This is a genomic window from Curtobacterium sp. NPDC089689 (assembly GCF_044749145.1).
Lineage (GTDB): Bacteria > Actinomycetota > Actinomycetes > Actinomycetales > Microbacteriaceae > Curtobacterium.
Map to the genome: position 1 here is coordinate 540,131 of NZ_JBIVHJ010000003.1, position 26,419 is coordinate 566,549.

The 26,419-nt window shown below is 72.6% G+C and carries 25 protein-coding genes; 11 read left to right on the forward strand and 14 right to left on the reverse strand.

Annotation, left to right across the window (positions count from 1 at the left end):
- Positions 1-2: 2 nt before the first annotated feature.
- Positions 3-590 carry a dihydrofolate reductase family protein gene (locus ACIPYW_RS14115; RefSeq protein WP_400414837.1) on the reverse strand — a complete coding sequence of 196 codons (588 nt, stop codon included), beginning with the start codon at positions 588-590 and terminating at the stop codon, positions 3-5.
- A 108-nt stretch (positions 591-698) separates the two neighbouring features.
- Between ACIPYW_RS14115 and ACIPYW_RS14120 the strand changes: the two genes are divergently transcribed.
- Positions 699-2,363: an ABC-F family ATP-binding cassette domain-containing protein gene (locus tag ACIPYW_RS14120; protein ID WP_400414561.1), complete on the forward strand. Its 1,665-nt coding sequence runs from the start codon at positions 699-701 to the stop codon at positions 2,361-2,363.
- Positions 2,364-2,372: 9 nt separating this feature from the next.
- Here the strand turns inward: ACIPYW_RS14120 and ACIPYW_RS14125 are convergent, their stop codons facing one another.
- A complete protein-coding gene (locus ACIPYW_RS14125; protein WP_400414564.1) occupies positions 2,373-2,741 on the reverse strand; it encodes a YciI family protein in 369 nt (122 codons plus the stop codon).
- Between the two features lie 197 nt (positions 2,742-2,938).
- On the opposite strand from ACIPYW_RS14125, the gene ACIPYW_RS14130 reads away from it, so the two are divergent.
- Positions 2,939-4,972, forward strand: coding sequence for a glycoside hydrolase family 43 protein (locus ACIPYW_RS14130; RefSeq protein WP_400414567.1), 2,034 nt, complete (start codon positions 2,939-2,941; stop codon positions 4,970-4,972).
- A gap of 78 nt (positions 4,973-5,050) precedes the next feature.
- On the opposite strand, the gene ACIPYW_RS14135 is transcribed toward ACIPYW_RS14130, so the two are convergent.
- Together ACIPYW_RS14135 and ACIPYW_RS14140 are read right to left on the reverse strand one after the other, a co-directional pair.
- Positions 5,051-5,533, reverse strand: coding sequence for a gluconokinase (locus ACIPYW_RS14135; RefSeq protein WP_400414839.1), 483 nt, complete (start codon positions 5,531-5,533; stop codon positions 5,051-5,053).
- A 68-nt stretch (positions 5,534-5,601) separates the two neighbouring features.
- Entirely contained in the window at positions 5,602-7,131 is a 1,530-nt protein-coding gene (locus ACIPYW_RS14140; RefSeq protein WP_400414568.1) for a GntP family permease, read from the reverse strand.
- A 225-nt stretch (positions 7,132-7,356) separates the two neighbouring features.
- Between ACIPYW_RS14140 and ACIPYW_RS14145 the strand changes: the two genes are divergently transcribed.
- Complete coding sequence (locus tag ACIPYW_RS14145; protein ID WP_400414571.1) at positions 7,357-8,064, forward strand: FadR/GntR family transcriptional regulator; 708 nt, start codon at positions 7,357-7,359, stop codon at positions 8,062-8,064.
- A gap of 339 nt (positions 8,065-8,403) precedes the next feature.
- Here ACIPYW_RS14145 and ACIPYW_RS14150 read toward each other — a convergent pair whose 3' ends face one another.
- The 5 genes from ACIPYW_RS14150 to ACIPYW_RS14170 form a co-directional block, all read right to left on the reverse strand.
- Positions 8,404-9,018, reverse strand: a complete 615-nt coding sequence (locus ACIPYW_RS14150) for a GNAT family N-acetyltransferase (protein WP_400414573.1) — start codon at positions 9,016-9,018, stop codon at positions 8,404-8,406.
- A gap of 156 nt (positions 9,019-9,174) precedes the next feature.
- Positions 9,175-9,855 carry a uracil-DNA glycosylase gene (locus ACIPYW_RS14155; protein WP_400414576.1) on the reverse strand — a complete coding sequence of 227 codons (681 nt, stop codon included), beginning with the start codon at positions 9,853-9,855 and terminating at the stop codon, positions 9,175-9,177.
- A gap of 5 nt (positions 9,856-9,860) precedes the next feature.
- The gene (locus ACIPYW_RS14160) at positions 9,861-10,580 is read right to left on the reverse strand and encodes a Type 1 glutamine amidotransferase-like domain-containing protein (RefSeq protein WP_400414578.1); all 720 of its coding nucleotides are present in this window, start codon (positions 10,578-10,580) and stop codon (positions 9,861-9,863) included.
- Positions 10,577-11,110: a phosphoribosyltransferase gene (locus ACIPYW_RS14165; protein ID WP_193750459.1), complete on the reverse strand. Its 534-nt coding sequence runs from the start codon at positions 11,108-11,110 to the stop codon at positions 10,577-10,579. The genes ACIPYW_RS14160 and ACIPYW_RS14165 overlap by 4 nt, the downstream gene beginning before the upstream one ends.
- 124 nt (positions 11,111-11,234) lie before the next feature.
- Positions 11,235-12,011 carry an SDR family oxidoreductase gene (locus tag ACIPYW_RS14170; protein WP_400414581.1) on the reverse strand — a complete coding sequence of 259 codons (777 nt, stop codon included), beginning with the start codon at positions 12,009-12,011 and terminating at the stop codon, positions 11,235-11,237.
- Positions 12,012-12,102: 91 nt separating this feature from the next.
- Between ACIPYW_RS14170 and ACIPYW_RS14175 the strand changes: the two genes are divergently transcribed.
- From ACIPYW_RS14175 to ACIPYW_RS14200, 6 genes are all read left to right on the forward strand, one after another.
- Positions 12,103-13,185 (forward strand): acyltransferase family protein, encoded by a 1,083-nt coding sequence (locus tag ACIPYW_RS14175; RefSeq protein WP_400414583.1) that lies wholly within the window; start codon positions 12,103-12,105, stop codon positions 13,183-13,185.
- A gap of 190 nt (positions 13,186-13,375) precedes the next feature.
- A complete protein-coding gene (locus tag ACIPYW_RS14180; RefSeq protein ID WP_290131522.1) occupies positions 13,376-14,704 on the forward strand; it encodes a bifunctional o-acetylhomoserine/o-acetylserine sulfhydrylase in 1,329 nt (442 codons plus the stop codon).
- Between the two features lie 300 nt (positions 14,705-15,004).
- A complete protein-coding gene (locus ACIPYW_RS14185) occupies positions 15,005-16,204 on the forward strand; it encodes a homoserine O-acetyltransferase (protein ID WP_400414585.1) in 1,200 nt (399 codons plus the stop codon).
- Positions 16,205-16,492: 288 nt separating this feature from the next.
- Positions 16,493-17,650 carry a sensor histidine kinase gene (locus ACIPYW_RS14190; protein ID WP_400414586.1) on the forward strand — a complete coding sequence of 386 codons (1,158 nt, stop codon included), beginning with the start codon at positions 16,493-16,495 and terminating at the stop codon, positions 17,648-17,650.
- A 49-nt stretch (positions 17,651-17,699) separates the two neighbouring features.
- Positions 17,700-19,022, forward strand: a complete 1,323-nt coding sequence (locus ACIPYW_RS14195) for a hypothetical protein (protein WP_400414589.1) — start codon at positions 17,700-17,702, stop codon at positions 19,020-19,022.
- A gap of 112 nt (positions 19,023-19,134) precedes the next feature.
- Positions 19,135-19,806, forward strand: a complete 672-nt coding sequence (locus tag ACIPYW_RS14200; RefSeq protein ID WP_400414591.1) for a response regulator — start codon at positions 19,135-19,137, stop codon at positions 19,804-19,806.
- A gap of 202 nt (positions 19,807-20,008) precedes the next feature.
- Here ACIPYW_RS14200 and ACIPYW_RS14205 read toward each other — a convergent pair whose 3' ends face one another.
- The 5 genes from ACIPYW_RS14205 to ACIPYW_RS14225 form a co-directional block, all read right to left on the reverse strand.
- Positions 20,009-21,274: an MFS transporter gene (locus tag ACIPYW_RS14205; RefSeq protein WP_400414594.1), complete on the reverse strand. Its 1,266-nt coding sequence runs from the start codon at positions 21,272-21,274 to the stop codon at positions 20,009-20,011.
- Between the two features lie 314 nt (positions 21,275-21,588).
- Positions 21,589-21,771: a hypothetical protein gene (locus tag ACIPYW_RS14210; protein ID WP_290131516.1), complete on the reverse strand. Its 183-nt coding sequence runs from the start codon at positions 21,769-21,771 to the stop codon at positions 21,589-21,591.
- A 132-nt stretch (positions 21,772-21,903) separates the two neighbouring features.
- Positions 21,904-22,212, reverse strand: a complete 309-nt coding sequence (locus tag ACIPYW_RS14215; RefSeq protein WP_400414596.1) for an MTH1187 family thiamine-binding protein — start codon at positions 22,210-22,212, stop codon at positions 21,904-21,906.
- Positions 22,209-23,522 (reverse strand): glycosyltransferase 87 family protein, encoded by a 1,314-nt coding sequence (locus ACIPYW_RS14220; protein ID WP_400414598.1) that lies wholly within the window; start codon positions 23,520-23,522, stop codon positions 22,209-22,211. The genes ACIPYW_RS14215 and ACIPYW_RS14220 overlap by 4 nt, the downstream gene beginning before the upstream one ends.
- 193 nt (positions 23,523-23,715) lie before the next feature.
- Positions 23,716-24,573: an NAD(P)H-hydrate dehydratase gene (locus ACIPYW_RS14225; RefSeq protein WP_400414599.1), complete on the reverse strand. Its 858-nt coding sequence runs from the start codon at positions 24,571-24,573 to the stop codon at positions 23,716-23,718.
- A gap of 24 nt (positions 24,574-24,597) precedes the next feature.
- Here ACIPYW_RS14225 and ACIPYW_RS14230 point away from each other — a divergent pair, with 24 nt between their 5' ends.
- Both ACIPYW_RS14230 and ACIPYW_RS14235 read left to right on the forward strand, forming a co-directional pair.
- Positions 24,598-25,236 (forward strand): HAD family hydrolase, encoded by a 639-nt coding sequence (locus ACIPYW_RS14230; protein ID WP_400414600.1) that lies wholly within the window; start codon positions 24,598-24,600, stop codon positions 25,234-25,236.
- Positions 25,233-26,315 carry an NADH:flavin oxidoreductase/NADH oxidase gene (locus tag ACIPYW_RS14235; protein ID WP_400414602.1) on the forward strand — a complete coding sequence of 361 codons (1,083 nt, stop codon included), beginning with the start codon at positions 25,233-25,235 and terminating at the stop codon, positions 26,313-26,315. The genes ACIPYW_RS14230 and ACIPYW_RS14235 overlap by 4 nt, the downstream gene beginning before the upstream one ends.
- Positions 26,316-26,419: the final 104 nt, after the last annotated feature.

Sequence of the window (26,419 nt, forward strand, 5' to 3'; positions counted from 1 at the left end):
CGTCAGCCGCGGACGCGACGGTAGCGGACGTGCGTCGTCAACGGCGAGTGCAGCACCTCGACCGGTTCGAAGCCGAACGACTGCGATCCGTCGAAGAGGCGCTCCCCGCTCCCCAGCAGTACGGGTGCGATGTCCAGCGTCAACTCGTCGACCACGTCCGCGGCGAGCGCCTGCCGGACGGTCGACGCTCCCCCGGCGATGTCGACTCCCCGCCCGTCAGCGGCCTCGACGGCGCGGGCGTAGGCGGTGTCGAACCCCTCGGTGACGAAGTGGAACGTCGTGCCGCCCGCCATCTCGATCGGCTCGTGCTCGTGGTGGGTGAGGACGAAGACGGGTGCGTGGTAGGGCGGTTCCGGCCCCCACCATCCGTCCCACGGCTCGTCCCAGGTTCCCCGGACGGGCCCGAACATGTTCCGGCCCATGACGTACGCGCCGCGCGGCCGCATGAGCCAGGAGGCTGCGGTGCGGTCGGCTTCGCCCACCTCGACACCCGGCATGTGCCAGGTGTGCAGTTCTCCGCCGCGGACGCCGAGCGGGTGGTCGAGGCTCTGGTCCGGGCCGGCCACGAAGCCGTCGAGCGAGATCGACATGTGGCAGGTGGTGTCGGTGGTGGTGTCCTCGGTCATCGCGCGCTCCTCGTCGACGGTGGTGCCTCGATCATGGCAGGCGGGACGCGCTGGGGATGGGACGATTGGCGGATGACCGCCACCCTCGTCGCCAAGGACCTCGCCGGCGGGTACGCCGCCCGCACGCTGTTCGAGGGTGTCGACCTCACGGTCGCCCCCGGCGACGTGATCGGCGTCGTCGGTGTGAACGGCGCCGGCAAGTCGACGCTGCTCCGTCTCCTCGCCGGGGTCGACGAGCCGCTCGCGGGCACGGTGTCGGCGTCGCCGCCGGACGCGTTCGTCGGCTGGCTGCCGCAGGAGCACGACCGGGTCGGGGGTGAGACGGTCGCCGGGTACGTCGGGCGACGGACCGGCAGCACGGCCGCGACGGTGGCGATGGACCAGGCGGCCGAGGCGCTCGGTGCCCCCGGTGCCGACGACGCAGCCGGTGAGACGTACTCGGTCGCGCTCGAGCGGTGGTTGGCGTCGGGAGCCGCGGACCTCGACGAACGGCTACCGGTCGTGCTCACCGAGCTCGGGCTGGCGAACGACCTGGACGGGCACGGTGTCGGGCCGGACTCGCTCATGACCTCGCTGTCCGGTGGTCAGGCGGCACGGGTGGGTCTCGCCGCGCTGTTGCTGTCCCGCTTCGACGTCGTGCTCCTCGACGAGCCCACGAACGACCTCGACCTGGACGGCCTCGCGCGGTTGGAGCAGTTCGTGCAGGGGCTGCGGGGCGGAGCCGTGCTCGTGAGCCACGACCGCGAGTTCCTCGCCCGCTCGGTCACCGCGGTGCTCGAACTCGACCTGGCGCAGTCGTCGAACCGGCTGTTCGGTGGCGGCTACGACGCCTACCTCGAGGAGCGCGAGATCGCACGCCAGCACAAGCGCGACGCCTACGAGGAGTACGCGGCGACCAAGGCCGACCTGGTCTCCCGTGCCCGCACCCAGCGCGAATGGTCGAGCCAGGGTGTCCGCAACGCCATGCGCAAGAACCCGGACAACGACAAGATCCGACGGCGCGCGGCGAGCGAGTCGAGCGAGAAGCAGGCGCAGAAGGTCCGCCAGATGGAGTCGCGCATCGCCCGCCTCGACGAGGTCGAGGAGCCGCGCAAGGAGTGGCGCCTCGAGTTCACCATCGGGCAGGCACCGCGGTCGTCGGCGGTCGTCGCCACGCTCGCCGACGCCACCTTCACGCAGGGGGACTTCACCCTCGGCCCCGTGTCGCTCCAGGTGGACGGCGGGGACCGCATCGGCATCACCGGGCCGAACGGTGCCGGCAAGTCGACGCTCCTGCGCGCCCTGCTCGGTCGGCAGGCGCCCACCACGGGATCGGCGTCGCTCGGGTCGAGCGTGGCGATCGGCGAGGTGGACCAGGCGCGAGCGGCGTTCTCCGGGCCCGAGCCCCTGGCCGCCGCGTTCGAGGCACTCGTGCCGGAGTACGCCACCGCCGACGTCCGGACCCTGCTCGCGAAGTTCGGCCTCAAGGCGGACCACGTCGGACGGGCGGCAGCCGACCTGTCACCGGGCGAACGCACCCGGGCAGGCCTCGCGCTGCTGCAGGCCAGGGGTGTGAACGTCCTCGTCCTCGACGAACCGACGAACCACCTCGACCTCGCCGCCATCGAGCAGCTCGAGCAGGCGCTCGAGTCCTACGACGGCACGCTCCTGCTCGTCACGCACGACCGGCGGATGCTCGACACGGTCCGGCTCGACCGGCACTGGCACGTCGAGGACGGGCGCGTGTCCGAGCGCTGATCCCACGGCTCAGGACACCGACGGCACCCCGTGTGCCGAACCGCCCGACCCACCACCGCGCACCCACGAGCCGAGGACCGGGCGCACCTCGACGAAGCCGCCCTGGACCGTCGCCGGGTTCGCACGGGCGATCGCGACCGCGGCGTCGAGGTCATCGGCCTCGACCACGCCGACCCCGTCGAGCGCGGTCGCTCCCGCGGCTCCCGGCGCCGGCCCGTCCGCGTCGATGCGGACCACCTCGTCGGTCGGGCCGAACGCGAACGCGGCGACGAGCGCTCCGGAGCCGATGAGGTCCTGCGCGTGGGCGTCGTGGGCGGCGAGGTCGTCCGGCGCCGGGTTGCCCGGGCCTCCGTGGATCAGGATGACGAAGTGCGGCATGGCCAGAGGTCTACTCCTCCGCAGCGCAGGAGGGAAGGGCGAGACCCGGACTGCTCCGCGCTCACCGGGTGCGGCGAGCGGACGAGGCGGTGGCAACAGACGGCAACACGATGCGAGTGCTTGCACGGATCGATCGCCGTCCGCAGGATGTTGACGTTGCCATCGGGGGCAACGACGACCCAGGAGGGGGCGGATCGATGGAGATTCGCACGACCAGGCCCGGCACACCGGGCACCACGGTGCACAGCGCACCAGGCACGACCAGACGGTGGCGCGGCATCGTCGCCGTGGCCGTCGCCACAGCACTCGCCGTCACCGGGCTGACCGCCGCACCGGCCGTCGCGGCGAGCGCCGGGACGACCGACTCCTCGTTCCGACCGGGCGAGCCGTGGCTCGACGACCAGGGGCAACCGATCCAGGGCCACGGCGGCCAGGTGGTGGCGGCGACGGACGGAGACGGGGAGACGATCTACTACTGGTACGGCGAGGACCGGACCAACGGGTACAGCGACACCCGGGGCGTCCACGTCTACGAGTCGCGTGACCTGTACCACTGGAAGGACGACGGTCTCGCGCTCCGCACGATGACGAGCCGCGCGGACTTCGACGACCCGTACTTCGCGGCGCTCTACGGCGGCTACGACCAGACGCAGCGCGACGCCGTGTACCGCGACCTCGGCGTCACCGCTCCGAGCAGCACCCGCCCCGGTGCGATCCTCGAGCGGCCGAAGGTCATCCACAACGCGAAGACCGGCCAGTGGGTCATGTGGGTGCACGCCGACGGGCCGACGGACTCGTCCGACGCGCAGTACGCGAAGGCGCAGGCCGGAGTCGCCGTGTCCGACTCGCCCACGGGGCCGTTCCGGTACGTCGACTCGTACCGCCTCGACCGTGTGCCGGCCGACGACCCGACGAACCACCAGCCGGACTCCCCCGGCATGGCCCGTGACATGAACCTGTTCGTCGACGACGACGGCACGGCGTACATCGTGTACGCGAGTGAGGAGAACCTCACGCTCTACATCTCGAAGCTCGACGCGGACTACACGGACCTGTCCGCCGACCCGACGAAGGCGGTGGAGGGCGTCGACTTCCGCCGGCCGCAGCCGTGGATCGGCGGGCAGCGCGAGGCTCCGGCCATCACGAAGGTGGGTGGGACCTACTACCTCGTGACCTCGGGAGCGACGGGGTGGGCACCGAACGCAGCGGCGTACGCCACCGCGACGGACATCCTCGGCACGTGGACCGCGCACGGCAACCCCGCGACGGGCACGGGTGCGGACACGACGTGCGACTCGCAGAGCACGTCCTTGCTGAACCTCGGCGACGGTCGCGTGGTGTACCTCGGCGACCGGTGGAACAACGCCGAGGACCTGCGGACCGCCCCGAGCGTGTGGCTGCCCGTGACGTTCGGTGAGGGCGGGTCGATGTCGTTCTCGTGCAACACCGGCGAGTGGTCGCTCGCGGACCTGCACCCGTACGCTCCGTGGACGGTGACCACCACGGTGCCCGGGCAGGTCACGCTCGGCGACACCGGCGCGCTGCCGAAGCGCGTCAACGTCCGCGAAGGCGGCACGACCCGGACACGTGGACAGGAGACCCACCGCGTCACCTGGGTGGCGACGGCACTGCGGACCGCCGGCGAGCAGACCGTCACCGGGACACTCGACGACGGTCGGACGTTCACCCGCCCGGTGACGGTGCTGCCGAAGCACCTCGCCTACTTCGTCGACGCCGGTGGTCCGAGCACCCCGGACGGTCAGGGCACCGCGGACCACGCGGCCGACCTCGCGTTCCTGCAGCGCCGTGGCGACCGGTTGCTGAACAGCGTCGCCGACCAGCGGTTCGGCGCCGACCCGCGGACCGGGGACCACTGGGGGTACTTCGGCACCACGGGTGGTGTCTCGGGCACGAGCGGCGGGACGATCACGTCGACCGTGCGCTGGCAGGCGGACGCCACCGAGCTCGAGTACGCGCTCGGCGGACTCGGGAAGGGCCGCTACCGCGTGGACGTCGGCTTCTGGGACCCGTGGACGAAGAGCGCTCCCGGTCGTGCGGCGGCGGTCAGCGTCAACGGGACGACCGTCGCGACGAAGCAGCCGATCGACGGCTCGTTCCGCACGCTGACGTCGACCGCGACGGCCGGGAAGGACGGCATCGTCGACCTCCGCATCAGCCCGGCGACGAAGTACGGCATCCAGGTGAGCTGGATCATGGTGTCGAAGGCCTGAGCAAGCCGGGCACCCGGACGCGGACGCGCCCCCTCCCTGATCCGGAGGGGGCGCGTCCGCGCGGTGGTGCACAGTGCTTCAGTGCACCCCGAGCCCGAGGCGCTCGACCACCTCGTCGGCCTCCTCCTCCGGCGTGCGGTCCGCGGCGACGGTGACGTGCGCCTCGTCCGCCCCCGGCAGCTCCAGCGTCGCGAGCTGCGACGCGAGGAGCGAGGTCGGCATGAAGTGCCCCGAGCGCGCCGCCATCCGGTCCGCGATGAGCGCAGCATCCCCCGCGACGTGGACGAAGACGACCCCCGGTGCGCGGAGCACGTCGCGGTACGACCGCTTCAGCGCCGAGCACGTCACGACACCGGGGGTACCGGCGTCGAGGTGGTCCCGGATCCACCCCGCCACGACGTCGAGCCACGGCCACCGGTCCTCGTCGGTGAGCGGCGTCCCGGCCTGCATCTTGTCGACGTTCGACCGCGGGTGCATCGCGTCACCCTCCGCGAAGTCCCACCCGAGGTGCTCTGCGACGGTCGCGGCGACCGTGGACTTCCCGGAGCCGGACACCCCCATGACGACGAGCACGCGAGCGTCCAGCACCTCGGACCGACCGGCGCCCGCGCTCGCGCCCGCGCCCGGGGTCACAGGAACACCCCGGCCAGCAGGACGCCCCCGAGCCCGAAGACCGAGATGAGGCACTCCAGCACCGTCCACGTCTTGAACGTCTGCCCCACCGTGGTGCCGAGGTAGCCCTTCACCAGCCAGAAGCCGGCGTCGTTCACGTGCGACAGGAACACCGACCCGGCACCGATCGCGAGCACGAGCAGCGAGGTCATCGGCTGGGACAGGTCGCTCGCGATCGGCGCCATGATGCCCGCGGCCGTCACGGTGGCGACCGTCGCCGAACCCGTCGCGACCCGGACGAGCGCCGACACCACCCAGGCGACGAGCAGCACGGAGATCCCGGAGTCCTTCACGGCGTCGGCGATGACCCCGCCGATCCCGGTGTCGATGAGCACCTGCTTGAACCCACCGCCCGCTCCGACGATGAGCAGCACCCCGGCCACCGGCGGCAGCGCGCTCTCGAGCGACTTCGCGACGGCCGAGCGGTCCATGCCGCCGCCGATCGCGAAGAACACCATCGCGAAGACGGCCGCGATCCCGATCGCGATCATCGGCGTCCCGAGGAAGTCGAGCACGCTCACCCACGATCCGGCGGCGTCGGGCGCGACGGCCTCGCGGATCGCCTGGGCGAGCATGAGGACCACCGGCAGGAGGATGCCGACGAGCGCGGTGGTGAACGACGGGCTGCGCGGCTCGCTGATCACGCGGGTGAAGTCGCTCTTGCCGTTCGGCAGGGAGGCCGTGTCCTGCGTGGCGGGGCCGCGCCGTGCCTCCCGTCCGGCCGAGGCGGGGTCGTCGTGACCGCCGGCCGATCCGCGCGACCCGAACATGTCCGGGGCCGGGATGTCGACCCAGCGCGCGGCGAAGCGCGCGAAGACCGGACCGGCGAGCACGATGACCGGGATCGCCAGGACGATGCCGAAGGCGAGGGTCGTGCCGAGGTTCGCGCCCACCGTGGAGATCGCGACGAGCGGACCGGGGTGCGGCGGCACGAAGGCGTGCATCGTCGACAGGCCGACGAGTGCGGGCACCGCGATCTTCATGATCGGCACGTCGCTGCGCTTCGCCACGAGCACGATGATCGGGATGAGGAGGACCAGACCGACCTCGAAGAACATCGGCAGACCGATCAGCGCGCCGATGAGCGCCATGGTCCAGGGCAGCGCGGCCTTCGACGACCGCCGGACGAGGGTGTCCACCACACGGTCGGCCGCACCGGAGTCGACGAGGAGCTTGCCGAACATCGAACCGAGGCCGACGAGGATGCCGACGCTCGTCATCGTCGCACCGAACCCGTTGCCGAAGCTCGTGACCGCCTTGTCGGGTGCGAGCCCTGCACCGATGCCGACGCCGAGCGCGCCGATCGTCAGCGCGATGAACGGGTGGACCTTGAGCCACGTGATGAGCGCGATGATGACGACGATGCCGATCAGCGCGGCGATGATCAGCTGCGCGACCGGCCCGGACGGGTCGACGGTCGGCGCTGCACCCCCCTCTGCTGCGAGGACGGTCGTGTGGGCGGTGGCCGCCGTGAGCGCGTGAGGCATCTGCGCCCCTTCCTGGAGTCGCATCCGCGGGACTCCGTCGCCTTCGTGTGCTGGTCCGAACGTTCCTCCGGACCGGCCGGCCCGGCGGTGCGCCGCCGACCCGAATAATCTGATTAATAAGACTATACGATGATCCCCAGCGCGGCACGCGCCCTCCGGCGCAGTCTGCCGCTTCGATGGACACGACGTCACGGCGCCGCGTGACACGTACTGCACGGAGGAACGATGCCGACGGCCCGCGGACTGCACGCCCAGGTGCTCGACACCCTCGGGCAGCGGATCGTCGACGGGGCGATCACCCCGGGGACGGTCGTCCGGCCCGAACTCGTGGCCGCGGAGTTCGCCGTCTCGCGATCGGTCGTCCGCGAGGCGCTGCGCGTCCTCCAGTCACTCGGCCTCGTGGAGCCCCGGCAGCGGGTCGGCACGCAGGTGCTCGGCATCGGCTCGTGGGAGCTGCTCGCGCCCACGGTCATCCGGTGGCGCGGCGCCTCCCCCGCGTACTTCGTGCAGCAACGGGAGCTCCTCGAGCTGCGGCTGGGGGTCGAACCGGTCGCCGCCGCACTCGCGGCAGCCACCCCGGACGCGTCCGCCGTCGGGGCGGTGTCGGCGGCCGCCGCGGACATGCTGGCGGCGTGCGCCCGGGAGGACAGCCGCGCCTACCTCGAGGCCGACGTCCGCTTCCACCGCGCCCTGCTCGACGCCTCGGGGAACGCCGTGTTCCGCCACTTCGCCGGCACCGTCGAGGCGCTGCTGCGGACGCGGACATCGGAGTCGCGGGACACCATCACCCGGTGGACGCGGGACGCGGCGGAGCGACACGAGGCGGTGGCGCGGGCCGTCGCGGACGGTGACGCCGTCCGGGCCTCGGACGCGACGACGGCGCTGGTGCGGGTGACGCGGGACGAGTTCATCGCGGAGGCGCCGACGCGCTGAGTGCGCGGGCGCTGGGCGCGTGCGGCAGTCGCCGGGTCGCGCTGGTCGCACGACATGCCGTCCGCGCGCCGCGCTGGTCGCTCGACACGCCGCGGACGGCGGCGCGGGCCGACACCTCCTGCGACCAGGCCTGGTACCGATCTCGCGTGGCGACCCCGGTCCGAACGGGAGGCACGGTGCCGGCCCGCCACGAGCCTCCCGTACGGTGGTCCCACGTCACGGGCGCACGCGCCGCGCTGGTCGCACGACACGCCGTCCGCGCGCCGCGCTGGTCGCACGACCCGTCGCTGACGGCGGCGCCGGACGACGCGTTCTGCGACCAGCGGGACGAGCGCCGGCTCAGCGCGCGGCGCGACCCCGGGCGAAGAGGCGCGGACCACGCAGCCGGAGCCGCATCGTCACCGTGCCGAGCCATCGGTCGTACTTGTAGCCGACCTTGCCCATGCGCCCGACCTCCTCGAAGCCGAGTCGCTCGTGCAGACGGATCGACGCCTCGGCCTGACGGTCGGCGATGACGGCGACGACCTCGCGGACACCGGCGGCGCGGCACTCCTCGATCAGTGCCTCCATGAGCGCCCGCCCGAGTCCCTTGCCGCCCGCCGCCGCACCCAGGTAGATCGAGTCCTCGACGACGTGGTTCGAACGGTCGCGAGGGTTCCACGGGTCCACGAGCGCGTAGCCGAGCACCTGGCCCGAGGGGTTCTCCGCGACCAGGAACGGCAGCCCCCGCCGGCGGATCTCGTCGTACCGCTGCTTCCAGCGCGCGAACGTGAACGCCGACGGGTCGAAGGTGACCGAGGAGTTCCGGACGTAGTGCGTGTGGATCTCCCGCACGTCGGGGACGTCGCGCGGCTCGGCGGCGCGGATCGTGTACGTGAACGCGGCCTCCTGCGGGACGGGGGCGCGCAGGTGTCGCGGCAGGACCCGCCGTCGCTGGTATTCCTCCTCGAGCACGGGTCGAGCCTACGGGGCGGCGGCGCCGCGGGCCCCGAGACTCGTGGTCAGCGACCGTTCTCGCGCGTCCTGCCGCGGAACACGTCGCTCAGCCCGAGACTCGGCTGCCGGCAGCCGCCAACCGGCAGCCGCCAACCGGCCAGCCGGCCAGCCGCGTCAGGCGGGCAGTGACCAGTCCACCGGCTCCGCGCCCTGCGCCACGAGCAGCTCGTTCACCTGCGAGAACGGTCGGCTGCCGAAGAACCCGCGGCGGGCACTCAGGGGCGAGGGGTGCGCCGACGCGACGACCGGGGTGTCCCCGAGCAGCGGTCGCACCGTCGCCGCCTGCGCTCCCCAGAGCACGGCGACGAGGGGCGCTCCCCGGGCGACGAGTGCTCGGACGGCCTGGTCGGTGACGGCCTCCCAGCCCTTCCCCCGGTGGCTCCCGGCGTCGCCCGCGCGGACCGTGAGCACCCGGTTGAGCAGCAGCACGCCGCGCGACGACCACGCCCGGAGGTCCCCGTGCGCCGGGGGCTCCACGCCCAGGTCGTCGCGGAGTTCGGCGTAGATGTTCGCGAGGCTGCGCGGCACCGGCCGGACACCGGGATCGACGGCGAACGACAGGCCGATCGGGTGGCCGGGGGTCGGGTAGGGGTCCTGCCCGAGCACGAGCACCCGGACGTCGTCGAAGGGATCACGGAACGCGCGCAGCACGTCGGCGCCGGCCGGGAGGTACGGCCGCCCGGCGGCGACCTCGGCACGGAGCCAGACGCCCATCCGGTGGACGTCGTCCTCGACGGGGGCGAGCGCGGCCGCCCACCCGGGATCGACGAGCTCGACGAGCGGCCGCGGCTCCACGCCCGCTACGCGCCCATGGTGGCGACGGACACGGACTCGTCGCCCGCGATCACCCGCCAGACGCTGCCGGTCCCCCGGACCTCGAGCGCACCCTCGCCGACCACGAGCGTGGTGTCCTCGTCGATCGCGAGGCCCGCCGTGACGAACTCGGCCTCGGCGGCGGCGATGAGCCGCGCGAGCGTCCCGGCCTGCACGGCGTGCACGTCCACGGTGAGGTCGATCAGCCCGAGCCCCTCACGGAGTTCGACCTCGTCGAGGCCCTCGGAGGCCTCCTCCGGGCAGATCTCGACGCCGCCGATGCGCCAGCCCCCGACCAGTGCACGGTCGGCGGCGATCATCGCTCCGGCCGAGTAGCCGAGGTACGGCAGCCCGTCGCTGACGAGCAGGCGGAGCTGGTCGACGATCGGCGCGACCGCGGTGAGGTAGTCGGGTGTGACGCCACCGGCGACGACGAGGGCATCCACGTCGCTCAGCACGGTCGTGTCGAAGGCCGCACCCGCGGCGACCTCGGTCACGATCGTCTCGGCCTGCCGCGCGCCGCCGAGGGTCTCGGCGATGTCCGCGGTGCTCGACGGCGAGGTCCCGTCGGCGCGTGCGACGGAGAGGACCGCGATGCGCGGGACGGTCCGGCCGACGGCGGCCGCGCGTGCGGCGGCCTCGGCGGTGAACGGGGCGGCGACGTCCGCCGCGGCGAGGAGGCCCCCGCCGACGAGGTGGATGCTCACGACTCGGCCGTCACGGGGGCCAGGGCGCTCCACGGGAACGTGATCCAGCCGTCGACCCGACGCCAGACGTGGTCGGGCTCGAGGACGGTGCCGGGCTTCGAGTACAGGCAGGCGCTGCGGACCTCGGCACCGGCGTTCGCGATGATGTCGACCACGAGGCGCAGCGTGCGGCCGGAGTCGGAGACGTCGTCCACGACGAGCACCTTCTTGCCGGCGAGGGCCGGGGCGTCGAGCGCGGGGGCGAGGATGACCGGTTCCTCGAGTCGCTGCTCCACGTCGGTGTAGAACTCGACGTTGATCGAGCCGCACTCCTTGGTGCCGAGCGCGTACGCCACGGCTCCGGCGATGATCAGCCCGCCGCGGGCGACCGCCACGACGACCTCGGGCTCGAAGCCGGACGACAGGACGTCCTTGGCGAGCAGGCGCGCGGCGTCCCCGAACTCCAGCCAGCCGAGCACCTCGGGCCCACTCGTGACGGTCACGGTCGACGGAGCCTGGGCCACCGGCTCGGATTCGCTGCTGATCGGCATCCGACCACGGTACCGGCAGGGACCCCGAGCCCGCGACCCGCACCCGGCACCCGGGCGCGTGCACACGCCCGGGTGCGTGCGCACGCCCGCGCACACGCCCACGAGGGCCGCGCAGGTCGTCGGGTCAGTCGCGCGGCGTCAACCGCCCCCGCGCCAGCTTGTGCTGCGCCGACTGCGCCACCGGCCGGACGGTCACGAGGTCGAGGTTCACGTGCGCCGGCAGCTCGACCGCGTGCACGATCGCCTCCGCGACGTCCTCGGCCACGAGCGGCTCCGGCACGTCGTCGTACACGGCGGCCGCCTTCGCCTCGTCGCCGCGGAACCGGGTGAGCGCGAACTCGTCCGTCTTCACCAGGCCCGGAGCGATCTCCACGACCCGGATCGGCTCGCCGTTCAGCTCCAGCCGGAGGGCCCCGACGAGGGCGTGCTCGGCGAACTTCGCGGCGTTGTACCCGCCGCCGTTCTCGTACGCCACGTGCCCGGCCGTCGAGGTCACCGTGACGATGTCGGCGTGTCCGTTGCTCCGGGCGGTCCCGCGCAGCGCCGGGAGCAGCGCGGCCGTGACCTGCTTCGTACCGATCACGTTCACCTCGAACATGGCGCGCCAGTCCTCGACGTCGGACTCCTCGACCGACGCCGACCCGAGGGCACCACCGGCGTTGTTGACGAGGACGTCGACACCGCCGGCCTCGGACACCCGGCTGGCGAGCGCCTGGACGTCCGACGGGTCGGTGACGTCCACCACGAGGTACGTCGCACCGGTCTCCTCGGCGAGCGCCTGCAGCTTGGCCTCGCGTCGGGCGACGGCGAGCACGTCCCAGCCTCGGGAGCGCAGGAGTCGGACGGTCGCGGCGCCGATGCCCGAGCTGGCTCCGGTGACGACTGCGCGACGAGGTGCCATGGGTGTTCCTCCGAACGCCTGGGTGTGGACACGGGTGTGGGTCACGAGCGTACCGACCACGACGCCGCGCCAGCCGGTAGCGTGGCGGGCCATGACGAGAGAAGCGGCTCCGGTGGCCCCCGCCGGGCCCGAGCCGGGGCGGGCGAAGCAGCGCATCCCGATGTGGGACACCGCGCGGTTCCTCGCGGTCACGCTCGTCGTCATCGGGCACGCGATCCAGCGCCAGACGAGCGACAGTGAGCACGCGCTCGCCCTCTACACGTTCATCTACGCCTTCCACATGCCGGCGTTCGGTGTGATCAGCGGCTACTTCTCGTCGGCCGCGACCCCGACCGCGGACCGGATGAAGCGGACGATCACGGACATCGTGGTGCCGTACATCATCATGCAGACGATCTGGACCGTCGTGCAGGCGATCGTCGAGGGCGGCAAGCAGTTCAACCCGACGCAGCCGACCTGGACGCTCTGGTTCCTGCTCGCCCTCGGGATCTTCCGGCTGATCCTGCCGTACCTCGCGCAGCTGCGGTGGCCGCTGTTCTGGGCCGTGGTGTTCAGCATCGGCGTGGGCTACTTCGACAACGTCGACTCGACGCTCTCCCTGAGCCGCGCGATCAGCCTGCTGCCGTTCTTCCTCGTCGGCTGGCAGGTCAAGCAGTGGGGGCTCTTCGACCGCTGGTACGACGCACCCCGACGGACCGTGGTGCGCGTGCGGGTGATCGCGGCCGCGGTGTTCGCGGCGTGGGCGGTGTCGTGCGCGATCTGGATCCCGCAGTTCAAGGAGTTCGACCTCCACCACTGGTTCTTCTACGACGACTCGTACTCGGGGCTCGGCGAGGACGCGTGGTGGGCGGGAGCGGTCCGCTTCGGCCTGATGCTGCTCGCCGCGGTGCTCACGGCGTCGTTCCTCCTGCTGGTGCCCCGACGGACGGTCTGGATCACCCGGTTCGGTGCGGCGACGATGTACGTCTACCTGCTGCACACGTTCGTCCTCTACCCGATCCGTGAGTCCGGTGTCCTCGCGGGCGAGCACTCGGCCTGGCCGTACGTGCTCCTCATGGTCGTGGTCGCCTGCGCGGTGAGCCTCTTCCTGGCGCAGCCGTTCGTGCGCAGCGCGATGCGCTGGCTCCTCGAGCCGAGGGTCGGTTGGCTGTTCCGGAAGGACGAGGTGCGGTAGGCGCGCTGCGGTCGGTGTGCTGCGCCGGCCGGGAGGCACGGGTCGCCCCCGCGACGTCCGTTACGTCGCGTGGCGGGCACGCTGGTGCGGACCCGACCACCTGCGTACCGTGACGAGCGACGCAGCGCTGCCCCGGGCCTCCCGGCCGGTGCGCCGCCCGTCCCGAGAACCGCACCCGACAGGAGCACCGATGAGCACGAACGACGCCGCCGCCTGGCGGTTCGAGACGACCCAGGTCCACGCCGGCGCCCAGCCGGACCCGACGACCGGTGCGCGTGCCACGCCGATCTACAAGACGACCTCGTACGTCTTCGAGAACTCGGACCACGCCCGCGACCTGTTCGCGCTCGCGCAGCCTGGCAACATCTACTCCCGGATCATGAACCCGACGAACGACGTCGTCGAGCAGCGCATCGCCGCGCTCGAGGGCGGCACCGGGGCGCTGCTGGTGTCCTCCGGGCAGGCCGCGGAGACGTACGCGGTGCTCAACATCGCGGGTGCGGGCGACCACATCGTGTCCTCGTCGTCGATCTACGGCGGCACGTACAACCTGTTCAAGTACACGCTCGCGAAGCTCGGCATCGAGACCACCTTCGTGGAGGACCAGGACGACCCCGAGGAGTGGCGTCGCGCCGTCCGACCGAACACGAAGCTGTTCTTCGCGGAGACGGTCGGCAACCCGAAGATCAACGTCCTCGACATCGCCACCGTGTCGGACATCGCGCACGAGGCCGGTGTCCCGCTGATCGTCGACAACACGATCGCGACGCCGTACCTCATCCGTCCGTTCGAGCACGGGGCCGACATCGTCGTGCACTCGGCGACGAAGTTCCTCGGCGGACACGGCACCGTCATCGGCGGCGTGATCGTCGACGGCGGCCGGTTCGTCTGGTCGGACCACGCGGAGAAGTTCCCGGAGTTCAGCACGCCCGACCCGTCGTACCACGGTGCGGTGTTCTCGCAGGCGGTCGGCGATCCGCTCGCCTACATCATCAAGGCACGGGTGCAGCTGCTCCGTGACCTCGGGGCGTCGAACTCCCCCGACACGGCGTTCGCGCTGCTGCAGGGCATCGAGACGCTGTCGCTCCGCATCGAGCGGCACGTGTCGAACGCACAGGAGATCGCGGAGTGGCTCGACCGCCACCCCGACGTCGCCTCGGTGTCGTACGCCGGGCTGCCCACGTCCCCCTGGTACGCCGCTGCGAACAAGTACGCACCGAAGGGCGTCGGTGCGGTGCTGTCGTTCGAGCTCAAGGGCGGCGTGGACGCGGGCAAGGCGTTCGTGGACAACCTGCGGCTGTTCTCGCACCTCGCGAACATCGGGGACGTGCGCTCGCTCGTGATCCACCCGGCGTCGACCACGCACTCGCAGCTCACCCCTGAGCAGCAGCTGACGACCGGGGTCACGCCGGGGCTCGTCCGGCTGTCGGTCGGGATCGAGAACGTCGAGGACCTGCGGGCCGACCTCGAGGCCGGGCTCGCCGCGGCCCGTGCCGAGTCGGAGCGTCTCCGCGCCTGACGCGGGCGCGCGCCGGCTCCCCTCTCTTGCACGAAACGCCCGCGTCCCGACGTCCCACGTGTCGATCGACACGTGGGACGTCGCTCGTCGCACCCGCATCGGACGCGACGTCGTGACCGCGACGGAACACCTGTCGATCGACGCGTGCTTCGTCGCACGCACGACGCGTCCACGCGGCGCGCGCGACACGACCACGTGGCGCACGCGAGAACGTGACCACGAGCCGCCGGGCCGGCCACACGCCCGGCGTGACGTAACACGGCGGCGGCGACCCGTGCCTCCCTGCAGACTGGTCGGACGATGGACTGGCAGACGACCCCCGAGGACTCCGTGCCGTCCTCCCTCGTGCCCGGGACCGAACTCGGCACCCTCGGCAAGCCGCCGGTCACGGGCGCCTGGCGGCCCGGCGACCACCCCGGCACCCGACACTTCGCGAGCCTCGGCGAGCAGCGGGTCCGCGGCGGGCGCCTGCCGAACGTCCGGGTCGCCTACGAGACCTGGGGCACGCTGTCCCCGGAGCGCGACAACGCCGTGCTGGTGTTCCACGCCCTCACGGGCGACTCGCACGTCACGGGCGAGGCCGGCCCGGGGCACCGCACCGCCGGCTGGTGGGGCGACGTCGTCGGACCGGGCCGCGCGATCGACACCGACCGCTGGTTCGTCGTCGTCCCGAACATGCTCGGCAGCTGCCAGGGGACGACCGGCCCCTCGTCGGTCGCACCGGACGGGGTCGAGTGGGGCGCACGCTTCCCGTTCGTCACGGTGCGCGACCAGGTCGCCGTGCAGGTCCAGCTCGCCGACCGACTCGGGATCGAACGGTTCGCCGGCGTCGTCGGTGGGTCGATGGGCGGCATGCACGCCCTCGAGTTCGCGATCACCCACCCCGACCGCGTCGCGCGGCTCGCCGTCCTCGCCTCCACGGCGCAGACCACCGCCGACCAGATCGCCGCGAACTCGCTGCAGCGTGCCGCCATCCAGATGGACCCCGGGTTCGCGGACGGCGACTACCACGACGCTGCCCCGGGCGAGGGACCGCACCGGGGGCTCGCACTCGCCCGCCGCATGGCGCTCATGACCTACCGGGCGCCCGACGAGCTCAACGGCCGCTTCGACCGGTCGTGGCAGAGCGACGTGTCGCCGCTCGGTGACGACGGCCGGTTCTCGGTGGAGAGCTACCTCGACTTCCACGGCAACAAGTTCACCCGTCGGTTCGACGCGGGCTCGTACGTGACGCTGACGCACGCGATGGACTCGCACGACGTCGGGGCCGGCCGCGGAGGCGTGGCCGCCGCGCTCGGACGGGTGACCGCGCGCACGCTCGTCATCGGGGTGTCGAGCGACCGCTTGTTCCCCGTCGAGGACCAGCACCGGATCGCCGCGGGCATCCCGGACACCCTCGACGGCGACCGCGCCACGGTGGTGACGAGCGAGTTCGGGCACGACGGGTTCCTCATCGAGCAGGAGGCGGTCGGGGCGCACCTCCGGCGGCTTTTGGACTGACGGGCGTGGCGTGGCGGGCGCGGGCCGCGTGGCGGGCGCGGGACGCGTGGGCGGCGGCGGGCCGCAGGACCGCGGACGACGCCTGCCCGGACGCGGACGCGGACGGCTGGGGCGCGGACGCGGGCCGCGACGGGCGGATTGCATCGCACCCGCGATCACAATTCGGTTCCCATCCGGTACGGCCCCGCGCGCCGAAGACCCCCCAACGGGTGCCGTGCGTGGAATGATGGCGTGGTGCTCGGCTGACCGAGTCTCGACTTCGCACCACGACCACCGCACAGGACATCGATGGAACTGATCGCACAGGAACGCGACCGACTGCTCCGGTCGACCGTCCGTGTCGTCGGCATCGTCTGCACCGTGATCAGCGTCATCGCTGTGCTGTCCTCGTTCGCAGTGCCGGTCGGACTGCTCCTCGGAGCCCTCGCGTGCATCGCGGCGATGATCGCCGGGTTCGTGGTGTTCGGGTCGAGCGGTTCGGTGTGGTGGACCGCCGTCATCCTCGCCGGCGGTCTCGGCGCCCTCGCGATCCTGCTGCTCGGAGCGGACGACGCCACGCGCCCGGTGATCGCGAGCGCGGTCATGCCGCTCGCTGCCGGCGGCGTGTCCGCACCGCTCATGGCCCAGCGCGGACACCCCGTCGGGCTCGGACTGACCCTCGCGGCCGGCGCCGCCACCGCAGTGGGCATGGCCTGGGCGACGGGGTCGGTCCTGTCCGTGGCGACGAGCGGAGCGCTCCTCGGCTGGGTGCTCATCGCGGTCGTGACCATCTGGATCTCCCGGAGCATCCCGCGCGTCGCCCGCCGCATCTACAGCATCGGCACCGCCCACCGTGCAGAGCGCCAGGCGAGCGAGACCGAGGCCCAGCGTCGGCAGGGTGCGCGGCTCCTGCACGACACCGTGCTCGCGACCCTGACGCTCCTCGCACACTCCGGCGTCGGGGTCTCGGAGCAGGCGATGCGCGAACAGGCCGCCGAGGACGCACGGCTGCTCCGTCACCTCCGGCTCGGTGCGACGCCGCAGCCGCAGCAGTCCGGCGACTACTCGCTCACCCGCGAAGAAGAGTCACCCCTCGGCCAGACCCTCGAGTCGGTCAAGCAGCGCTTCGGCCGCATGGGGCTCGAGGTCAGCTGGCACGGCACCGGCCAGGTGCTGCTGCCGTCCACCGTCCTCGACGCCTTCCTCCTGGCGCTCGGCGAGTGCCTCGAGAACGTCCGTCGGCACGCCGGCGTCGGCGAGGCGCACGTGACGATCGTGCACGACAACGAGATGGTCCGCGCGATGGTCACGGACTCCGGTGTCGGCTTCGACCTCACCCACGTCAGCGCCGAACGGCTCGGCTTCAAGGAGAGCGTCGTGAACCGCCTCCGCGAGGTCGGCGGCGACGCGAAGCTGTTCTCCGCGCCGGGCTCCGGCACGACCGTCGTCCTGGAGGCCCCACGATGAGCCAGCACCGTCCCGCAGGTCCTGCGCTCCGGCGGACGGGGCCAGCGCTGTGAGCCGCGTCCCCGAGGACACCATCAGTCGCGGACTGCCCGGTGAGACCGTGCAGTCCGCTCCGCGGACCCGCCGCGAGGCACGGGAGCGGTACCGGGGCAGCGAACGTCGGCAGGCACGCGGCCTGCCGTCGACCTCCACCGGTGCCCGTTCCCTGCGCCAGGCGGCGAAGCCGGGCGCGTCGCTCGGGGCCGGGTACCTCGGCGCGGGCGCAGCCGTCCTCACCGCGATCGAGGCGGTCGCCGGCATCGTGCTCTTCCTCGCCCGTTGGCCCGAGTACACCGACCCGTGGCTGCCGGCCGCCGCGTGGGGGCTCTACATCGTCGCGGCGCTCGGGGTCGGCCTCAGCCTGCTCACGTACGGCGAGCGACTGACCGGGGTCGCGTTCGCTCTGATCGGCGTGGTCCTCGCGTGCGTCGTCACGCTCGACTTCATCGGGATCTGGCCCGAGCACGACATCGCGCACTTCGCCACCGCGTCGATCGCGGCCGGGTTCGCGCTGCTGCCGATGGCTTCGTTGCGACCCGCCCGCGAGGTCGCCGCGGCGATCGTCGTCCTCGGCGTGGCGTTCATCGTGATGTGCCTCGTCTCGACCCCCGTGACGACCGACACGCTGCCGGGGATGGTGTCGCTCGTCGCCCTCGTCGTCGTCCCGCCCTCGTTCGGTCTGTACGTCGTGCACCGCTTCCGGCAGCTCGTGCAGAAGGAGCTCGACCGCGTCCTCGTGCAGAGCAACGTCCAGGCGCCGCAGTTCGCCGTGGGCATGCTCGCGTCGGACGAGCTCGCCCGGCTCGACCTCGCGGCCGAGAAGCTCCTCGACGCCGTCGCGAACGGGTCCGACCCGCTGCCGCTCTCCGACGCCTCGGCCTCGGTCGCGGCGTCGCTCGCCACCGAACTCCGACTGCACCTCATCGAGGGCCGTCGCGAGACGTGGCTGTACCACGCCATCACCGAATCCGACCACCTGGGCCGTGCGGTGAGCGTCGCCGACCCGGGCTCGCTCGCCGGACACCTCTCCCCCACCCAGCGCGACGGACTCCTGCAGGCCCTGTGGCAGATGGCGGGCGACGGACGGACCGCACAGCCGGGCCAGCCCGTCGTGGCCGTGACGCTCGGCCCCGTCGGGTCGGACGGCCACCCCGTCACCGACGAGACGATGGACGTCCCGATCGTCATCGAGTCGCGGAGCGTCACGCGTCGACGACTCGGCCCGGCGACGTGGAGTGCCCTGCACCGCATCGGCCCGTTCACCGAGACCGTCCAGGACGGCACGCTGCGCATCGTGGCGCACTGCGTCGTCAACCGACACCCGACGATGTAGTCGCGCGGACCGAGCCGGCTGGACCCGAACAACCGGACACCCTGACCAGCCTGCCCGTACCGTGCGTCCGGTCCACCTAGGATCGGCACAGCCCCCGAGAAAGGACGCCAGCATGGCGACTCCAGAGGAACCGATCCGTCTCGCCCTCGTCGACGACCACAAGATGCTCCTCGGCGCACTGACGGAGTGGATCCGCAGCGCCGCCGACGACATCACCCTCGTGGCCGCCGTCACGACCTGGCCGGAGCTGCTCACCAGCCCCGCGTTCCCGGTCGACGTGGTGCTGCTCGACCTCGACCTCAAGGACTCGATCCCGGTCTCGCTCAAGATCTCCACGCTGAAGACCGCCGGCGTCAAGACCGTGGTGATGAGCACGTACTCCGAGCCGAACGTCGTCCGCGAGGCCCTCGCCTCCGGTGCGCTCGGCTACCTCGTGAAGAGCGAGGACGCGGACATGATCGTCGAGGCGATCCGCTCCGCCCAGCGCGGCGAGCAGTACGTCTCCGCCGAGCTCGACCTCGCGATCAACTCCGGCGACGTCGGCGGCGTGCCGAAGCTCAGCGCCCAGGAGCGTCGCGTCATGGCGCTGTACGGCGGCGGCGAGCCGGTGAAGAGCGTGGCGTACCAGCTCGGCATCTCCGAGGAGACCGCGAAGAGCTACCTCAAGCGCATCCGCGAGAAGTACCGCGTGGCCGGGTTCGACGTCGGCACGAAGGTGGCGCTCCGGAAGCGGGCGATCACCGACGGCATCATCGTGCAGGACGGCAGCCCGGTCGGCCTGTAGCGCCGACGGCACCGCCGCCTGTCCGCCGCCTGTCCGCCACCTGTCCGCCGCTCCGCGACGCACCGCACCGCACAACCACAGTCACCCCGAACCGCGCCGATGCGTGGTTCGGGGTGACTCCGGTTGTGCCGACGCGATTCGCGCCGCGTGCCGACGCGCGCCGCGCCGCGCGCCGACGCGATCCGCACCGCGCGCCTCCGGGTCAGACGGTCGGGACGGGCGCAGTGATCGGGCCGGTGGACGGGTGCGACGAGCGCAGCGCCGCATGTGCCGTCGACCGCCGCTCGACCCCGTAGCTGACCGCCGTGACCCCGACGCCGAGGAGCGCGAGCACGATCCCGAGCCAGCCCGGTGCGAGGAACCCGAACCCCGCCGCGATGACCGCCCCGCCGAGGGCCGCACCGAGCGAGTTGCCGATGTTGAACGCCGAGTGGTTCAGCGCCGCCGCGATCGTCCGGGCATCGCCCGCGACGTCCATGAGCCGCGACTGGACGGCGGGCGGGATCGCCGACGAGGTCGCGCCGATGAGGAACGCGCCGACGAACATGCCGACCGTCCACTGCGCCGTCAGGACCGTGACGAGGAGCGCGCCGACGAGCGCCAGGAGCCCGACGTAGATCGTGCGCTTGACGCTGTGGTCGGCCAGGTGCCCGCCGACGACCCCGCCGACGACCATCCCGAGGCCGACCACCACGAGGACGAGCGGCACCGCTGACTCGCTCAGCCCGGTGACGTTCTGGACGATCGGCGAGATGTACGAGTACACCGCGAAGAAGCCTCCGAAGCCGATCGCGCCGAGGCCCATGACGATCCAGAGCTGCGGCTCACGGAAAGCCCGCAGTTCGCGGCCGATCGTCGCGTGCTCGTCCTTCGCGGAGCGCGGCACGAACGCGGCGACGGCGAGGAACGTCAGCGCGAAGAGCGCGGCGACGACGCCGTACGCGATGCGCCAGCCGGCGACCTGTCCGACCCAGGTGATCGCGGGCACGCCGACGACGTTCGCGACCGAGAGCCCGAGGAGGACCATCGCGATGCCCTTGCCGCGCTTGCCCGGTCCCATCATGTCGCCGGCGACGATCGAGGCGATGCCGAAGTAGGCGCCGTGGGGCAGGCCGGCGACGAACCGTGCGACGAGCACCAGCCCGAACGACGGCAGCACGGCGCTCGCGACCGTGGCGAGGACGAACCCGACGAGCAGCACGAGGATGAGGCCCTTGCGCGGGAACTTCGCGGACATCGCGGCGATGGTGGGGGCACCGACGACCACCCCGAGCGCGTAGGCGCTGACGAGCCACCCGGCGTGGGCGATGCCCGCGTCGGGGTTCGCCGCGTACTGCGACGGCAGCAGGGCCTCGGCGATGTTCGGGAGCAGCCCCATCGCGACGAACTCGGTCGATCCGATCGCGAACCCGCCGAGGGCGAGGGCGATCAGCGCGGCGGCGCGGCGCGCAGGCGTGAGGTGGGTCATGGTGCCTGTCTCTCGGACGGGAGGAGCGGGTCGGCCCGGCACGCCGTCGAGCGGCCCACGGGCGGTGCGGTGGGCCGACCGGGACGGCGGGGCACGCGCTGGTCGCGCGGCGCACCCCTCGGCGGCCCCGTCGCGAACGGCGGGCACCACCCGGATCGGGCGTCCCGGTTCAGCGGCGAACGGGTCACAGGTCGGTCGTGCCGACCTGCTCCCAGCAGTGTAGAACGCTCCAACCAGCCGACGGAAGACGACGTGCCGAATCGATTCGACCGATCACGACGCGGTCGGCCGGAACGGACGCCCGGCCGACGAGGTCAGGCCGCTCGACGCTCCGGCACGGTCCGAGCCGGTGCAGCGGTGGCCTCCGGGAGCTCGTCACGGTGGACCCAGCCCGCGCCGCACTCGCTGCAGGTCGCCCAGGCGTGCTGACCGTCGGCGTCCGAGTCGATGACGACCGAACGCAGGTCGCAGTCGGGGCACCAGCCGTCGTGCATCATGAGCAGCTCCTCGTCGTCGTGCGGACGCCCGCTGCGTCCGACACCGACAGGAGACACCCGACCACCGACATCCGTGGGAGGCGCGCGGCGTGTCGCGGCCGCACCGGGCGTGTGCCCAGGGCGGTCGCCCCGTCAGCGGTCGAGGGCTGCCTCGAGCCGTTCGACCTTGCCGTCCAGCTCGCCCGTGTGCCCTGGGCGGATGTCGGCCTTGAGCACGAGCGAGACCCGCGTCCCGAACGGTGCGACGGCCTCGGTGGCGCGCTTCACGACGTCCATGACCTCGTCCCACTCCCCCTCGAGCTCGGTGAACATCGACGAGGTGCGGTTCGGCAGCCCGCTCTCGCGGACGACCCGCACGGCGGCGGCCACGGCGTCGTGCACCGAGCCGTCCTCGGTTGCGGCGGGACCACCGGACGGTGCGACGGAGAACGCGACGATCATGCGTCCATCCTGCCCCGCGGACGGACCGAGTGCGCCGTGCGCGGCGACGAACCGCCCGACGACCAAGCACCCGACGACGGAGCACCAGAGCGCGGACCGAGCCTCCCCAACCGCACCAGCCCGACGATCCCCCACACGAGCACGACGACCTCGAGCACGTTCCGGAGCGTCAGCACCACGAGGATCCAGGGCTGCACGGTGAGCAACTGGTCGTAGTACCCGGGGTAGATCACCTGAGTGAGGAACGCCGTCGGCAGGGCGAGCAGCGCGATCGGCAGGAACCGCCGAGCACTCGCCCGCCCGGCGACGAGCCCCCAGACCACGGGCACCGCGAACCAGCCGATGTACTGCGGCGACCCGACCTTGTTCGTCGCGACGAGTGCGGCGACGAGCACGAGCGCGAGGAGCGGCGCCGCCTGGGCCCGGGGTGCGCCGCGCCGCACGGCAAGCAGCGCGAGGACCACCCCGGCGAGCACGACGAGCGCCATGAGCGGCGTCGACACCGCCGCGGCGGCGTGGGTCCCCGCGCCGGACACCTCGAACGTCAGGATCTCGCGGTCGTAGTACACGGCGGCCCCGGGCACACGGAGCGCCGCCGCCCACATGAACGGCGTCGCGAGGGGCGACTCGATCTGGAGCGCGCGGCCGCTCTGCTGCCCGACGAAGGAGAAGAGGTACGCCGCACCCCCGTAGAGCACGTCGACGAGCACGATGAGCGCCGTCGTCACGAGGGCACCCACGACCACGCCACGCCGGTGCCCACGACGCAGGAGCACGAGGACGCCGACGAGTGCGGCGGGCCACACTTTCGTCCACGCCGCGAGGGTGAAGAGCACCGACGCGACGGCCGGCCGCGTCACCACGAACGCGACGCCGGCGAGCGCGAGGACGGTCGCCACGGTGTCGATGCGCCCGAGCGCGATGGGCCCGAGCGCGAGCAGGAAGGCGAGCCACCACCAGACCACGCGGATCCGGGCGGTGCCGACGCGGGCCCGGAAGCGCCAGAGCACCACGCAGACGACGGCGTCGAGCAGAACCATGAGGACGAGCCACCCGGTGCCGATCGACGCGACACCCCCGAGCGCGGCCGCGGCCATCGGGACGATCGCGAGGATCGGGTACACCCACGCCTCGTCGACGCCGACCCAGAAGTGCGACTGCTGGCCGGTCTCGATCCAGCGACGGTAGGTGATCGTCACGTCACCGAGCGGCAGGTTGCCGGAGGTCGTCGTCAGCCACCACAGCACGGCGTGGACGGCGACGAACGCCGCGCCGAACAGGACGGGCTCGACCCAGGTTCTGCGCTGCACCGGACGAGCGTACCGAGCCAGCGTGCGGGAACCCCGACAGGGGTGCCGGAGGTGACCGCTCGACGGCCGGGAGGCGCGGTGCGGGCCCGACCCGCGCCTCCCGGCCGTCAGGTGGTCGCCTCCACCGCTGCGGGTCGGCACGTCCGTCGTCGGACGCCAGCGACGCCGTCGTCCGACGGCAGCGGGCGCGACGTCAGCCGGCGTCGCCGTCGACCGCGAGGTCGCGGACGACGCCGCCCACCCGCTCGACCAGCCCGGTGATCGGGAACGGACCGCCGCGCGAGGCGCGGCGCGCCGCGAGGCCGTGCACGACGGCCGCCGTCGCCGCGAGGTGCGCCAGGGCGGAAGGCGTGAGGGTGCGGCCGGAAGCCTCGGCGAGGCCCTGCCGTGCCGCGACGAGCGCGCCGAGCACCCCGCCGAGTGCGTCCCCGGCCCCCGCGGTGGCGAGCCACGGCGTGGCGGAGGACGCGACGAGCGCGACGGTGCCGTCCGGTGTCACCACCTGGGTCCGCTCGCCCTTGAGGAGCACGACGCTCCCGGTCTGCCGGGCGGCGCGCAGTGCGGCGGCTGCGGGGTCCGCCTCGACGTCGTCGCGGGACTCGCCGAGGAGCGACGCGGCCTCGCCGGCGTGCGGCGTGAGCACCGCGAGCGGTCCGAGGTCGACGAGCGGGATCGCTCCCGCGTCGACGACCACCGGGACGCCGTCGTCGGAGGCGTGGCGGAAGGCGTCGGCGGTGGCCGGGTCGAGGTCGTCGAGCGACGGCGCGGAGATGCCCGAGCCGACGAGCCACGCCTGCACCCGGCCGATGCCGGACACGACCTCCGGGCGGCGGGTCAACACGTGCTCGGTCGCACGGTCCGGCCCGACGTAGCGGACCATGCCGACGCCGGTGTGCACGGCCGCGTCGACCCCGAGGACGGCCGCGCCCGGGTACCGGTCGGAGCCGGTCGCGACACCGAGCACCCCGCGGCGGTACTTCGTGGACTCCCCGTGCGGCACGGTGATCCACGCGGCGGCGTCGGACGGTCGGAAGGGCACGGGATCGCTCATCGTCCCGACAGTACGGTGGGGCGCATGAGTCTGTTCCTCCCCGGTCGTGTGGTGGTCTTCGACTACGGGGAGGTGATCAGCCGGACGCCGCACGCGTCACGGGACGCCCTCGTCGCCGCGACGGGCGTGCCCGCTGCCGAGCTGTTCCCCGTCTACCAGGAGCTCCGGCACGACCTCGACCGGGGCGACCTCTCGGTGCTGGCGTACTGGCGGGCCATCGGTGACCGGGTCGGTCGGACCTGGAGCGTCACGGACGTGCACCGGTTCTGGGCGATCGACTTCACCGGCTGGTTCGAGGTCGAGCCGGAGACCCTCGCGATCGTCGAGGAGCTGCACGACGCCGGCACCCGGCTGGCCCTGCTGTCGAACGCCGGCTTCGACTTCGGTGACCCGTACCGCCGTTCGCCGATGGGGTCGCTGTTCGAGACCGTCGTCGTCAGCGCCGAGGACCACGTGCTCAAGCCCGAGCCGTCCATCTACCGCGACACGTGCGACCGTCTGGGAATCACGCCCGAGCAGATGGTGTTCGTCGACAACAGGGCCGAGAACGCCGCCGGTGCGGAAGCGATCGGAGCGGTCGGCCACCATTACACGTCCCCCGCCGGCCTGCGGTCCTTCCTGCAGGACCTGGCGGCGACGACCGCCGAAGGAGCCCCCGCGTGACGCACGTCCTGTTCGAGCCGATCACCATCCGCGACCTCACCGTCCGCAACCGCATCTGGGTCTCCCCGATGTGCCAGTACTCGGTCGAGGCCCAGGACGGCGTCCCGACCCCGTGGCACCTCGTGCACCTCGGGTCGTTCGCGAAGGGCGGCGCGGGCGCGGTCGTGGTCGAGGCGACCGGCGTCGTCCCCGAGGGCCGGATCAGCCCGCAGGACCTCGGGTTGTGGAACGACGAGCAGCGCGACGCCTTCCGTCCCATCGTCGACTTCGTCCACTCGCAGGGCGCGGCCGCCGGCATCCAGCTCGCCCACGCCGGCCGCAAGGCCTCGACGTTCCGCCCGTGGGAGTCCGAGCACGGCTCGGTGCCGTTCGAGCAGGGCGGGTGGCAGACCGTCGCCCCGTCGGCCGAGTCCTTCGACGGCTACGCCGAGCCCCGCGAGCTCGCCGCCGAGGACGTCCGGGTCGTCGCGCTGTCCTTCGCCGCGGCCGCTCGTCGAGCGATCGACGCCGGCTTCGACCTCGTCGAGCTGCACGCCGCGCACGGGTACCTGCTGCACCAGTTCCTCTCCCCGCTGTCGAACCACCGCGAGGACCAGTACGGCGGGTCGCTCGAGAACCGCGCCCGCGCACTCCTCGAGGTGCTCGACGCCGTCCGCGCCGAGGCCGGCGACGGCTTCCCGGTCGTCGTCCGGTTCTCGGCGACCGACTGGGTCGACGGCGGCCTGACGCTCGAGGAGACCGTGCAGGTCGCGCGGTGGGCAGCCGAGCACGGCGCCGACCTCGCCGACGTCTCGACGGGCGGCAACGTGTCGAGCGCGCCCATCCCGGTCGGTCCGGGCTACCAGGTGCCGTTCGCCGCGGCGGTCAAGCGCGAGGCCGGCATCGGGACGATCGCGGTCGGGATGATCTCGGACGCGTTCCAGGCCGAGCAGATCGTCGCGACCGGGCAGGCCGACGTCGTCATGGTCGGACGGGAGTTCCTCCGCGACCCGTCGTTCGCCCTGCGTGCGGCGGTGGAGCTCGGCGTGCACGTGGACTACGAGCCGCAGCAGTACCACCGGGCCCGGGTGACCACCTAGGCCGTCCCTGTACGTCCTCTCGGCTTCCCGACGGCCACCCGGTACGATGATGAGCACTGTGGACGATCCTCCGAATGCCTCTTCGCCCTCCCACTCATCCGCCG